General features: G+C 63.7%; 14 protein-coding genes and 1 riboswitch. Of the genes, 2 read left to right on the top strand and 12 right to left on the bottom strand.

Going from position 1 to position 12,152, the window contains the following annotated elements:
- Nucleotides 1-12 precede the first annotated feature (12 nt).
- The 5 genes from ASD04_RS03355 to ASD04_RS03375 form a co-directional block, all read right to left on the bottom strand.
- Nucleotides 13-324 (bottom strand): integration host factor subunit alpha, encoded by a 312-nt coding sequence (locus tag ASD04_RS03355; RefSeq protein ID WP_056229170.1) that lies wholly within the window; start codon nucleotides 322-324, stop codon nucleotides 13-15.
- 248 nt (nucleotides 325-572) lie between these two features.
- Nucleotides 573-1,550, bottom strand: coding sequence for a beta-ketoacyl-ACP synthase III (locus ASD04_RS03360; RefSeq protein ID WP_056252420.1), 978 nt, complete (start codon nucleotides 1,548-1,550; stop codon nucleotides 573-575).
- Between the two features lie 5 nt (nucleotides 1,551-1,555).
- The gene (gene plsX, locus ASD04_RS03365; RefSeq protein WP_056252423.1) at nucleotides 1,556-2,617 is read right to left on the bottom strand and encodes a phosphate acyltransferase PlsX; all 1,062 of its coding nucleotides are present in this window, start codon (nucleotides 2,615-2,617) and stop codon (nucleotides 1,556-1,558) included.
- Nucleotides 2,618-2,696: 79 nt separating this feature from the next.
- On the bottom strand, nucleotides 2,697-3,245 hold the full coding sequence (locus ASD04_RS03370; protein ID WP_056252426.1) for a DUF177 domain-containing protein: 549 nt from the start codon (nucleotides 3,243-3,245) through the stop codon (nucleotides 2,697-2,699).
- Nucleotides 3,242-3,769, bottom strand: coding sequence for a ubiquinol-cytochrome C chaperone family protein (locus tag ASD04_RS03375; protein WP_056252429.1), 528 nt, complete (start codon nucleotides 3,767-3,769; stop codon nucleotides 3,242-3,244). The genes ASD04_RS03370 and ASD04_RS03375 overlap by 4 nt, the downstream gene beginning before the upstream one ends.
- A gap of 122 nt (nucleotides 3,770-3,891) precedes the next feature.
- Between ASD04_RS03375 and bamE the strand changes: the two genes are divergently transcribed.
- Both bamE and ASD04_RS03385 read left to right on the top strand, forming a co-directional pair.
- Nucleotides 3,892-4,341: an outer membrane protein assembly factor BamE gene (gene bamE, locus ASD04_RS03380; protein WP_056252431.1), complete on the top strand. Its 450-nt coding sequence runs from the start codon at nucleotides 3,892-3,894 to the stop codon at nucleotides 4,339-4,341.
- A gap of 78 nt (nucleotides 4,342-4,419) precedes the next feature.
- On the top strand, nucleotides 4,420-5,511 hold the full coding sequence (locus ASD04_RS03385; protein WP_082530946.1) for a peptidoglycan-binding protein: 1,092 nt from the start codon (nucleotides 4,420-4,422) through the stop codon (nucleotides 5,509-5,511).
- Here ASD04_RS03385 and ASD04_RS03390 read toward each other — a convergent pair.
- The 7 genes from ASD04_RS03390 to ASD04_RS03420 form a co-directional block, all read right to left on the bottom strand.
- Nucleotides 5,508-6,704 (bottom strand): MFS transporter, encoded by a 1,197-nt coding sequence (locus tag ASD04_RS03390; protein WP_056252437.1) that lies wholly within the window; start codon nucleotides 6,702-6,704, stop codon nucleotides 5,508-5,510. The genes ASD04_RS03385 and ASD04_RS03390 overlap by 4 nt on opposite strands.
- Before the next feature lie 51 nt (nucleotides 6,705-6,755).
- A complete protein-coding gene (nusB, locus tag ASD04_RS03395; RefSeq protein WP_056252440.1) occupies nucleotides 6,756-7,259 on the bottom strand; it encodes a transcription antitermination factor NusB in 504 nt (167 codons plus the stop codon).
- 99 nt (nucleotides 7,260-7,358) lie between these two features.
- Nucleotides 7,359-8,462, bottom strand: a complete 1,104-nt coding sequence (gene ribD / locus ASD04_RS03400) for a bifunctional diaminohydroxyphosphoribosylaminopyrimidine deaminase/5-amino-6-(5-phosphoribosylamino)uracil reductase RibD (RefSeq protein ID WP_056252443.1) — start codon at nucleotides 8,460-8,462, stop codon at nucleotides 7,359-7,361.
- Nucleotides 8,459-8,935: a transcriptional regulator NrdR gene (gene nrdR, locus ASD04_RS03405; protein ID WP_056252446.1), complete on the bottom strand. Its 477-nt coding sequence runs from the start codon at nucleotides 8,933-8,935 to the stop codon at nucleotides 8,459-8,461. Before nrdR ends, ribD begins: the two co-directional genes overlap by 4 nt.
- A 9-nt stretch (nucleotides 8,936-8,944) precedes the next feature.
- The gene (glyA, locus tag ASD04_RS03410) at nucleotides 8,945-10,249 is read right to left on the bottom strand and encodes a serine hydroxymethyltransferase (protein WP_056252451.1); all 1,305 of its coding nucleotides are present in this window, start codon (nucleotides 10,247-10,249) and stop codon (nucleotides 8,945-8,947) included.
- Between the two features lie 119 nt (nucleotides 10,250-10,368).
- A riboswitch (ZMP/ZTP riboswitch) is annotated at nucleotides 10,369-10,451 on the bottom strand.
- 37 nt (nucleotides 10,452-10,488) lie between these two features.
- Nucleotides 10,489-10,695, bottom strand: coding sequence for a hypothetical protein (locus tag ASD04_RS03415; protein WP_056252456.1), 207 nt, complete (start codon nucleotides 10,693-10,695; stop codon nucleotides 10,489-10,491).
- A gap of 221 nt (nucleotides 10,696-10,916) precedes the next feature.
- A complete protein-coding gene (locus ASD04_RS03420; RefSeq protein WP_056252459.1) occupies nucleotides 10,917-12,134 on the bottom strand; it encodes a L,D-transpeptidase family protein in 1,218 nt (405 codons plus the stop codon).
- Nucleotides 12,135-12,152 lie beyond the last annotated feature (18 nt).

Genomic DNA, 12,152 nt, shown 5'->3' on the forward strand with positions numbered 1-12,152 from the left:
TCGCTGGATGGCTTATTTTCCAGCACGAACCATAGATTTGTTGATCTTGGACTTCAACACGTTGGATGGCTTGAACACAAGAACCTGCCGCGGAAGGATCGGAACCTCTTCGCCGGTCTTGGGATTGCGGCCGATGCGCTCGTTCTTGGACCGCACCTGGAAGGAGCCAAAGGATGACAGCTTGACGTTCGCGCCGGTAATCAAGGCATCCCCGATGAGCTCGAGCACCCTTTCCACCAGCTCCGCCGACTCGGTCCTCGACAGTCCAACCGTTCCATAGACTGCTTCGGCCAGATCGGCCCGCGTTATCGTCTTCTGCGTCATTCGTACCCCCGTGTTGCCGAAAGGTGCAAATCCCCATGCCGAGACGCGTTGGTTCGCGTCCCTGATCAAAGTTGCTGCCGGCACCACCCCAGCATGGGGTCGAGCCATAACCGCGGGAATCCTTCCCTTCGCTCAGCGATACCGGACCGTCACAAACCCCTCATGCGACCGGTTTCTACGCTGGGTTCCTCCACCCGAAAAGACACTAACGCCTTGAAACGCCTAAGGTCAATCGGCTCGCGCTGCGACTACCAGCGAATGAGGGACGCCCCCCAGGTAAAGCCGCCACCCATCGCTTCGAGCATAACGAGATCGCCCTGCTTGATGCGGCCATCGGCCACTGCGGCGCTCAATGCGAGGGGTACGGAAGCCGCCGAGGTGTTGGCGTGGCGATCCACCGTGATGATGACCTTTTCGGGCGGCAGACCGAGCTTGTTGCCCGCGCCCTCGATGATACGGCGGTTGGCCTGATGCGGCACGAACCAGTCGAGATCGGCGACGGTGTAGCCCGTCTTCTCGAGCGTGGCATAGACCACGTCGGTAATCTTGCCCACGGCATGGCGGAAGACTTCGGGGCCCTGCATGTGGACATGGCCGGTAGTGCCGGTGGTGGACGGCCCGCCATCGACATAGAGCTTGTCCCAATGATGGCCATCGGAGCGGAGCGCCGAGGCCAGCACGCCGCGCTCGGGTGCATCGTCCTCAAGCTCGAGCTTTTCCAGCACCACGGCGCCAGCGCCATCGCCGAACAGGACACAGGTGGTCCGGTCGGTCCAGTCCAGCAGGCGGGAGAAGGTTTCGGCACCGATGACCAAGGCCCGGGTCGCCAGGCCATTTTTGATGTAGCTGTCGGCGGTGGCGATGGCATAGACGAAGCCGGAGCACACGGCCTGAATGTCGAAGGCCATGCCGTGATGCATGCCCAGTTTCATCTGGACCAGCGTTGCGGCGGCCGGGAAGGTATAGTCCGGCGTGGTCGTGGCCACCACGATGAGATCGATGTCATCGGGGGTCACGCCGGCCGCGGCCATGGCCTTCTTCGCCGCCTCGACGGCCAGATCGGAGGTGAATTGGCCTTCGGCGGCGATGTGCCGTTCCTTGATGCCGACTCGCTGCTGAATCCACTCGTCGGATGTTTCGACCATGGTGGCCAGTTCGGCGTTGGTCAGCACCTTTTCGGGAAGGTAGCCGCCGACACCGCGGATGATGGTACGCGTCTTGGTCACGCCGGTTACGCCTCGTGTTCTGCTTCGGGGGCAGCAGCGGCCACCTTGATCGGGAAGCGGTGCATGGTATCGCCGATCTTGTCGATCAGGCGGCTGCGAGCCATTTCGTAGGCCAGGCTCAGCGCACTCTTGTAGCCGATTTCATCGGTGCCGCCGTGAGATTTGATGACGATGCCGTTGAGGCCCATGAACACGCCGCCATTGACGGTGCGCGGGTCCATCTTGCGGCGCAGGGCATTGAGCGCCGAGGTGGCGAACAGTGCGCCGATGCGGCTCATCAGGTTGGATTTGAGGGCGCTGCGCAGATAGGAGCCGACCTGGCGGGCGGTGCCTTCGGCGGTCTTGAGCGCGATATTGCCGACAAAGCCCTCGGTGACGACGACGTCGACCGTACCTTTGCCGATATCGTCGCCTTCGACAAAGCCATGATAGGTGAAGCCCGAACCGCTGGCCTCGGTCAGGATGCGCCCGGCTTCCTTGATGTAGTCGAGGCCCTTGACCTCCTCGGTGCCGACATTGAGCAGCCCCACGGTGGGCGCGTCATCATCGAACAGGCACCGCGCCAGGGCAGAGCCGAGAATGGCATAATCGACCAGTTGCTTGGCGTCGGCGCCGATGGTGGCGCCCATGTCGAGCACGATGATGTCGCTGCGCAAGGTGGGCCAGATCGCGGCAATCCCGGGGCGGGCGATGCCCTTCATCGGCCTGAGGCAGAAGGTGGCCATGGCCATGAGCGCGCCGGTATTGCCGCCGGAAATGGCGACATCGGCCTCGCCATCCTTGACGGCCTGGATGGCCATCCACATCGACGACGTGCCCTTGCCCTTGCGCAGGGCCTGGCTCGGCTTTTCGTCCATGGCGATGACCGCTTCGGCGTGGCGAATGGTCGATGCCGGCTTCAGCTCGGGGAATTCATCGAGCAGCGGCGCGATCTGCTCCTGCCGCCCATGGAAGATGAAGCGGGTATTCTTGCGCTCGCGAAGGGCCAGATAGGCTCCGTGGATAACCGCGCGGGGTGCATTGTCGCCTCCCATGGCATCCACTGATATTGTTATTGTATCGGTCATTTCAGCCCGTTCTGCGCCTCACGAGGAGGCAGCCAAACATACCCCATCGGAGAGTCGGTGCAAGCCCTGCCCCTTGGTGCTAACGGTCAATATCGGTGGACTTCTTGAGCTTTTCGAGCGCGGCGAAGGGGCCGGCGGGCGCGCCGGCGACATCGATACCCAGTGAGTCCAGGCTTTCGCCCGGTAGGCGCGGGTAAGGATCGATGGCCAGCGCCAGGGTCTCGATCAGCAGGGCGCTGAGATCGACCTCAGGGCCGTCGATGTGGTCAGGGAAGTCCTCGTCTTCCAGATCGACGAAGACTTCCGAGCCGGGAGTCGGCGTGTGGGCATGCGCCTCGGGGAGAAAAACGCGATCGATGGTTTCGTCGATATGCTGGCCCACCGGCTCGAAGGTTACCACGGAGGGCTGGACGATATCGGCGATAAGCCGCCCCTGAGCACGGATACCGCCGCGCAGAGGCACGACCGTCAGCGAGGCGGTGAAGGAATCGATGGCGCCCAGCTTCAGCGCTTCGGCCAGCGCGGCGCGGGTGGGCTCATCCAGCGCAACCTGGACGTCGCGCCCGGTCGCCGGCAGGCGATCGATGCGGACCACGGCGTCAAACAGCGGTGTGGCGCCGCCGCTCACGCTGCCGCCTCGAAACTGAGCGAACCCCGGGTGATGGTCTCGGCGGTTTGCGCGCCAAGGGCCTTGTCTTCGGCCAGCAGGTAATCGGCCAGGGCAGAGACATGGGGACCGGACGCGCCATCGAAGATGTTGCGCGACAGCACGGCCTGCAATGCTTCCGCGTCGGCGCGATCCATAGCTTCGTTCATGGCCGCCAGCAGGCCGAAGAAGATGTTGCCCATCTTCTGGATGCGCTTGGGAACACCCAGATCGCCGACACCCATTTCGCGCAGGGAGCGATCCATGTCCTTGAAGAACAGGTCGAACACCGCCTGGCTGAAATCCTTCTGCTCGCCGGCTTCGGCGCGCAGGCGGCGGAACAGCAGGGCCATATGCAGGCTGATCATGTCGAAGCGGCCGGTGACCGTATCGGGCACCTGCCACTCGGCATAGAACCGGGGTTGCCGGGATTGCGCCACAATGGCGCTATAGACGGCATAAACCGGTTCGGTAGCTGTATTCTTGCGAAACAGGGACAGGATCATGGGATTGCGCTCAGCATCTCGCTTGCCATACGGACAGGTTGGCAGCTAAACATTTCGGCGGCCAGAGGGTCGCCGCCTTGTTGCCGTGCCTATAGTCGAGAGCCATCGGGAAAGTCAAATTCATGCCCTTGCGTACCGCCTCCGGTTCCATCGCGCCGCTTGCCGCCGCAGCCCTGCTCGCCATCACCCTGGCAGCCTGCACCAGCAGCACGTCGCTGATCACCAAGCGGACCCAGGGATATGAGATTTCCGAAAGCGCCCTGGCGCAAATCCGCCCCGGCCAGAGCCAGCAATTGGTAACGCTGGTGCTCGGCTCGCCGCAATCGACCAATACGTTCGGCGACCAGTCTGCATTCTATTATGTCGAGACCAAGGTGCGGCAGACCGCCTTCGGCATGACGATGATCGACTCGCGCACCGTGCTGGTGGTGTATTTCGACAAGAACAAGAAGGTCATCGACAAGGCTGTCTATGGCCTCAAGGATGGCAAGTCCATCGCCATCGAGAGCCGCCGCACGCCGTCCTATGGCGAGGATCGCACGTTCATCGACCAGATACTGCAGTCGTTCTAGACGCCCGTAGTCGACAGCCTGCAAGGCCCGCACTAAGCTGCCTCTCGATCTGGCGGCCTCTAGTAGCGGGCTTTTTGCATGTTGCACGGAACGACGTCTGGAACGATGCTGCCCATTGCGGCAATCCTCATATTCGCGGGCCTGTCGAGCGGGCCGGCCCTGGCCAAGAGCAAGGTGCAGGACCAGACCCTGCGGCTGGCCTGTATCGGGGCCTTTGGCGATCGCGAACATTTCGACTGGGTGCCCCGCATGGGGCTGGACAACGCGCTCGCCACTTGCCGCAGCGCCATCGCACAGTTTCCCGACGATGCCGAGGTGCAGTTCTATAATGCCGTGGCGCGGGACCAGTTTGCCGAGAGTGGCGGTACGCAGGACGACAATCTCTACGCCACCGAAGTCTATCGCCGGCTGGCCACAAGCGGCCTCCCCGTGGCCCAATATGCGCTGGGCACCATGTTCGACGAAGCCGCCGGGGTGGGTACGGAGGAGAGCCTCGGCTACATGATCGACGCGCGCGCAGGGGTGTTCGGCGCGTCCATACGCTGCGAGGCGCTCCGCACCTTCGGACTGGCGGACCTCGATGGTAACGGCCCGTCCTACGACATCGTGGCCGCCGAAGGCATGGCGCATGGCAATTATGTCTGCGCCGGCCACCTCGCCAACATGTTCTGGAATGGCTATGTCAGTGCGAGCGACCTGCCGCTGCCCCTGGGTGACTATGTCCGCTATGCCGCCGTGCATGGCGACCCGGCCGCGATGACGCTGCTTGGCCTGTTCTACACTTTCGGCACCGGATCGACCGAGATCGATGCCCTGCTGCAGGGGCAATATACCGCCCGGCAGGACCTGGAACGGGCGGGATATTGGCTATTGCTGGCTTATTGGGGCACGAAGAGCGCGTGGAGCCAGAACAATTATGACACCTTCTGGGGTGGCGATGCCCTGAATTCGGTGACAACGGTCGAGGCGCTGCAAACCGCGCTCAAGGCGCTGGGGCGATACGATGGCGCGGTTGATGGCGTTTATGGCGCCGACCTCTACCAGGCCATCCAGGCCTTCGGGTCGGCCGATGTCGATGCCCTGTTCCAGACCGTCCGGGCCAAGGAAAAATATGCTGCCGGGCTCGGTGAGCGCGAGCCGCTGCATATCGGAACAACGGCGGTCGACTAAGCTCTGGCTGGCCTCATCGCCGACCAGCCCAGCAACAGGATTGCCAGTGTGGCCAAGGGAATGGCCAGCAGATTGATGGCCTCCCAGCCGATCGACTGCAGCAGGAAGCCCGAGCCCAGCGAGGCCAGCGCGCTGACGCCGAATACCACCTGCTCGTTGATGGCCTGCACCCTGCCCGCTTCTTCGGGCCGATAGGCGCTGGTGAGCATGGTGGTGGAGCCGATGAAGCCGAAATTCCAGCCCAGGCCCAGCAGGATCAGCGTCAGGGTGAAATGACCGACGGTGATGCCGTTGAGCGCGACCATGGCGCAGGCAATGATGGTCAGCAGGCCGATTGCCGTCACCAATGGCGCGCCGACACGGCGGATGATCGACCCGGTGACGAAGCTGGGGGCGAACATCGCCACCACATGCCACTGGATGGCGCTGCTGGCATCGCCGGGCGAATGCCCGCAGAGGTGAACCATGGCCAAGGGAGCCGCGACCATGACCAGCGTCATCAGCGCATAGGTGAGCGCGGCCGTTATCATCGGCAGCACGATCTCGGGCTGGCGCAACAGTATCCGGGTCGGACGCCCGGTATCGGCGCCACTGCCCGGCGCGATGGTCGGCGCCAGCCGGGTCGGTATCAGTACGAGGATGGATGCCAGCGACAGCACGGCGATCACCAGGAAACTGGCCGCATATTCGGAGCCCGCGATCCAGGTGCGGGTGAGCGAACTCAGTTGCGGGCCGAAAAAGCCGGCGGCGACGCCACCGAACAGCACCCACGAGATCGCCTGGCTCTTGAAATTGGGTGCCACGCTATCGGCAGCGGCGAAGCGGACCTGCTGGATGAAGGCACCTGACACGCCGACCAGGAACAAGGCAGCCGCGAACAGATAGAAACTGCCCAGCATGACACCCAGCGCCGCCATCAGCGAAGCCGGTATGGCGACAGCTGCGCCCAGCATCAGCCCGCGCGTCCGCCCGAGCCGGTAGATGATCATCGTGGCCGTGGAGGTCGAGAGCGCCAACCCGACGATCATTGCCGTTACCGGCAAGGTCGCCATGGCAGGATCGGGCGCAAAATTGACGGTGGCCAGTGCGGCGACCGACATGACGATGGACGAATTGGAGCCGCCGAATGCCTGCACGGCAGCGAGCAGGCCAATATTGCGGAAAGACTGGCTGCGAGAGGGCTCGGTGACCACGGATCGACTCCGGCGAGGGAGGCGCAAACTAGACTGAGCAGTCCAGTTCGGTCAACTGGGCTTGTCGCCCTCGTTCAGCGCCACGCCGGCCTCGCGGGCAATGGCATCAAGCGCTGCATTGACGAGGCCACTGGCGTCGTCCTCGTAGAAGGCCTTGGCCACATCGACATATTCGGTGATGACGACCCGGGGCGGGATATCCTTGCGGCGCAGCAATTCGAAGGCGGCGGCACGCAGGATGGCGCGCAGGGTGGCGTCCACCCGCTCGACCGGCCAGCCTTCGGCCAAAGCGCGATCGACGGCCGGATCGATGGCGAGCTGGTGCTTGGCGACGCCGGTGACGATCTGGCGGAAGAAGTCGGCATCGGCCGGCAAGTACTGTTCGCCCTCGATTTCGCGACCGAGATGGAAGGCGCCGAACTGTGCCAGCGTATCCTCGAGCGTCGCCCGACCGACATCCATCTGGTAGAGCGCCTGCACGGCGGCCAGGCGCGCGGCACCGCGCTGATTGGCAGGGCGGGCGGTTTGCGGATCGCGTTTGGGGGCGTCGGCCATTCGAATTTTCAACTTTGCTGTGTGGCCGCGGGGCCGCGTCGCCCAAGGGCATCGCAACCCCATAGTCGTCCACGGGCGGAACTTCAACAGGGCTGCGGCTCAATCTGCCTGTGGCGGCCGCTCGTAGAGGATCAAACTATCGTCGCCAAGCACCTGCCGGCCGGCTTCGACAAGCCCGGCGGCGGCAATAACGTCGGCAATCGGCCCGTCCATGCTGGCGGGAACGCCATCGGCACCGATGGGATCAGCGCGCGTGATCAGGGCAAAACGGTCCACCAGATCGGCTTCGAGCAGGGCGGCGGCGAGGCGCTGGCCGGGTTCGACCAGCAGATTCTGAATATGCCGCTCGGCCAGCGCCGCGAGCGCCGCTGTCAGATCAGGACGACCAGCCTTGCCGGCAACGCGCATGGTTTCCACCGAAACCGGTGCATCGACCGGGGCGGCAGTTTCAGCAATGATCGCAGTGCGATAGCCGGAAAAGCCGCCAATCAGATTCACTTTGTGATCAACGCCAGAGGCGCCTGCCAGCACAATCCGGAGCGGCGTCGGACCGGCCATGCCGGGCAGCGATACCGTGAGCGTGGGATTGTCGGCGCGCGCCGTTGCCGCACCCACAAGCACGGCGTTGGAGCGGGAGCGCAGCATTTCGATCCATTGCCGGGCCGGACCCTCGACAGGCGCCCTGCCCTCACCCTGGCGACCGATCATGCCATCGGCCGCGACGACAAGCGCCGCGGTGACGAAGGGGCGATTGGCGGTGTGACGCAAAATATGGCCGGCATGCAGAGCCAAGGACGGCGCATGATTGGCGAGAACCGTCTCGACGCCCGCGGATTCGAGCTGGGCCACGCTGCCGCCGGCGGTTCTCGGATCGGGGTCGGCGGCGCCGATGACGACCCGCATGATGCCGGCGCGAATGATCGCATCCACGCATGGCGGGGTACGGCCCCAGTGGTGGCAGGGTTCGAGCGTGACGTAGAGCGTGCAGCCGGCGGCTTCGAAACCGGCTTGAGCCACCGCCTCGGCCTCGGCATGCGGACGGCCGCCCTTGGCGGTCACTGCCCGCGCCACCAGCATCTGCGTCCGTGGATCGACCACGAGGGCGCCGACTGCCGGATTGTCGGCGGTGGTGCCGGTAAAGGGCGCCGCATAGTGCGCAGCGGCATCGAGCCAGCGCCTGTCCTCGGGCGAAAGCTCGGTCACTCGTCGTCCCGCAGGATGCCCTGCCCTTCGGCAAGTTCGGCGAGGAAATTGCGGAAATCGTCGGCAGCCGAGAAGTTCTTGTAGACCGAGGCGAAGCGGACGAAGGCGACGTCATCGAGGCCCTTGAGTCCATCCATGACATATTCGCCGATCTGGTCGGAGGTGACTTCCACGTCGCCCAGGCTTTCGAGCTGGCGGACAATGCCTGATATCATGCGCTCGGTGCGTTCGGCCTCGACAGCGCGCTTGCGCAGGGCGGTATAGACCGACCGCGCCAGCTTCTCGCGGTCGAATGGCACCTTGCGGCCGCTCTTCTTGACCACGGTCAGGTCGCGCAACTGCACGCGCTCGAAGGTGGTGAAGCGGCCGCCGCATCCATTACAGACGCGGCGGCGGCGGATGGCGCCGGAATCTTCGGTCGGGCGGCTGTCCTTGACCTGCGTATCGTCGTTGCCGCAATAGGGACAGCGCATCGAAAAATCCTAGTTGGCGTAGATCGGGAAGCGCGCGGTGAGCGCCTTGACCTTGGCGCCGACGGCCGCCTCGACCGCAGCATTGCCCTCATCGGAATTGGCTTCGCGCAAGCCGTCGAGAACCTCGACGATCAGGCTGCCGATTTCCTGGAATTCGGCAACGCCGAAACCGCGCGTCGTGCCGGCGGGGGTGCCGAGGCGGATGCCCGAGGTCACGAAGGGCTTTTCCGGATCGAAGGGGATGCCGTTCTTGTTGCAGGTGATGAAGGCGCGGCCCAGCCCCTGCTCGGCGCGCTTGCCGGTGGCATTCTTGGGGCGCAGGTCGACCAGCATCAGGTGATTGTCGGTGCCGCCGGAAACCACGTCGAGACCGTGGCTCTTGAGGGCTTCGGCCAGCGCGCGGGCATTGTCCACCACCTGGCGGGCATAGGCCTTGAACTCGGGCTGCAGCGCTTCCTTGAAGGCCACGGCCTTGGCGGCGATGACATGCATCAGGGGCCCGCCCTGGAGGCCCGGGAAAACCGCCGAATTGATCTTCTTGGCGATATCCTCGTCATTGCAGAGAATCATGCCGCCACGCGGGCCGCGCAGGCTCTTGTGGGTCGTCGTGGTGGTGACGTGGGCATGCGGAATGGGCGACGGATGCACACCGCCGGCCACGAGACCGGCAATATGGGCCATGTCGACCATGAGCCAGGCGCCGATGGAATCGGCGATCTGGCGGAAGCGTTCCCAGTCCCAGACGCGGGAATAGGCGGTGCCGCCGGCCAGAATCAGCTTGGGCTTGTGCTCATGGGCCAGGCGCTCGACCTCATCCATATCGAGCAGATGGTCGTCGCGGCGCACGCCATAGGAGACGACATTGAACCACTTGCCACTCATATTGACCGGCGAACCATGGGTCAGGTGGCCACCCGAATTGAGATCGAGGCCCATGAAAGTATCGCCCGGCTGCAGCAAAGCCAGGAACACCGCCTGGTTCATCTGGCTGCCGGAATTGGGCTGCACATTGGCAAATTTGGCGCCGAACAGCTGCTTGGCGCGCTCGATGGCGAGGGTTTCGGCGACGTCGACGAACTGGCAGCCGCCGTAATAGCGCTTGCCGGGATAACCCTCGGCATACTTGTTGGTCATGATCGAGCCCTGGGCTTCGAGCACGGCGCGCGAGACGATGTTTTCCGAGGCGATCAGCTCGATTTCGTGCTGCTGGCGGCCCAGTTCGTTCCGGATGGCTTCGGCGATCTCGGGATCGGTCTCGGCCAGCGTATTGGAGAAGAACTTCGGAAAGAGCGAGGAAGACGTGGCGGCGCTCATGGGACAATTACCTCGCAGGAGACGAAACGGGTCAGCATGGCCATGGCTTTATCATGTCGCGAACTGCGATTCCAAGGCCGGGAAAGAAGGGACAGATACATAAGGGCTCCCTGGTTGCGGATGGGTGCCCAGGCGAGCGGCTCTACAAGGTTCGCGTTCCCCGATGGTTGCCCATCTTTTCTCGCCAGTCGCGCGAACGGGGCAGTTATGTCCCAGAAGCGGCGCGAAGGAAAGAGGGATCAGGCAAACTTGCCCGCCGGCCGGGTCGGCGGCGCTTCGCCCAACTTGCGGCGCAGTTTGGCCAGGGCAACCTGCTGCATCTGCAGCTTCGTGGCGCGGACCGGGGTAATGACGATGACTTCGGTGCCCGTGGCAGCATCGATGGCGGCGACCCGCATCTGCTGGCCGACCTGCACGAACTCGAAATAGACCTCGCCGTCGGCCATGGCACGTTCCCCTCGCGGGGAGGATAGGCGGTTTTTGGCATTGGCGGAAGCATGCGGAGTTTTCACATGCGCGGTGTCATGCCAGCCCGCGGATCGCTTCGCTCGAGGACAGGCTCCGCCCGGAATCCATCCTGAGATGGCCCAGCCGCAAGGCAGGCGAGAAGACCACGATGTCACCCCGGCGTGCGCCGGGGTGACATCGTGGTTTGGGAGGCGTTTGGCTAGGCCTCGAAACTGACCTTGCCCTGCTCGTCGAACTTATAGACGTCGTCGCGGAAGCTCACGGTGCCCTGGCGGTTGGCCCAGGCGGTGATGTAGGTGGTGTGGATCGGCACGCGGGCCTTGCACTCCACGTCGAGCCGCTGCAGCGATTCGAAAGTCATGTCGACCTTGGTCTGGTCCCAATCGCCATTGTCGCGCAGCAGCCAGTTGACCAACTGGTTGACACCCTCGACACGCACGCAACCCGACGAATGGAAGCGCGCATTCTCGCCGAACAGCGCCTTGGTCGGGGTATCGTGCAGGTAGCAATCGTAGGGATTGTAGAAGTTGATCTTGCAGTGGCCCATGGAATTGGCCGCGCCCGGCTCCTGGCGGTACATGTAGTTGACCGCGTTGCCGAGGTTGTTCCAATCGATGCTGGCGGGCGAGATTTCGTTGCCGCTGCCGTCATAGATATGGATATTCTGCTTGGCCAGGTATTCGGGGTCTTCCAGCATATACTTGGTCAGGTCGCGCTCGACCAGCGACTTGGGCACATGCCAGTAGGGGTTGAAATTGATCTGGCTGATCTTGCTGGCCATGATCGGGGTCGCTCGATCGACGCGACCGACGACCGCCGTGTGGCGCTGCTCGACCATGCCATCGTTGACCGCTTCGATGGTGGCGGCGGGAATGTTGACCACAACGTAACGCGGATTGAGGTTCGCGGCCATGCTCTGGACGCGCGTGAAATTGAGATAGAGTTGCTGCAGCCGCGTGGCGGCCGGCACATTCATCGCATACCAGGTCGCCTCGTCCACCTGACCATTGAGAACCAGGCCATGGCGCGCCTGGAAGGTGCGGACGCCGCGATCGGTATCTTCATCGAACAGATCGTTGACATTGGGCACCAGCGGCATGTCGCCGGACGAGATCAGGCGGCGCTTGAGGGCGATCACGGCAGGACTGGACTTGCCGATCATCAGCCGGAAGGCTTCCTGGGGAATTTCCTCCCAGCCGCCGGCAGCCACGAAAGGCTCATACTGGGAGATGGCCAGTTGCAGGTTGTGGACCGTGTCGAACGACAGAATCGGCTCGTTGGTGGCGATCAGCGCTTCGGCTGCTGCCGTGTTGCCATCCTTGTCGACATTGCGCAGCACATTGCCGCGATTCATCATGTCGAACACCGATTCCTGGCCGCGGACCACCGCGGGCAATGCCAGGGATGCCCCGGCCATGGCCGTGTACCGGAGCAG

The sequence above is a fragment of the Devosia sp. Root436 genome (assembly GCF_001426345.1).
Taxonomy (GTDB): Bacteria; Pseudomonadota; Alphaproteobacteria; order Rhizobiales; family Devosiaceae; genus Devosia.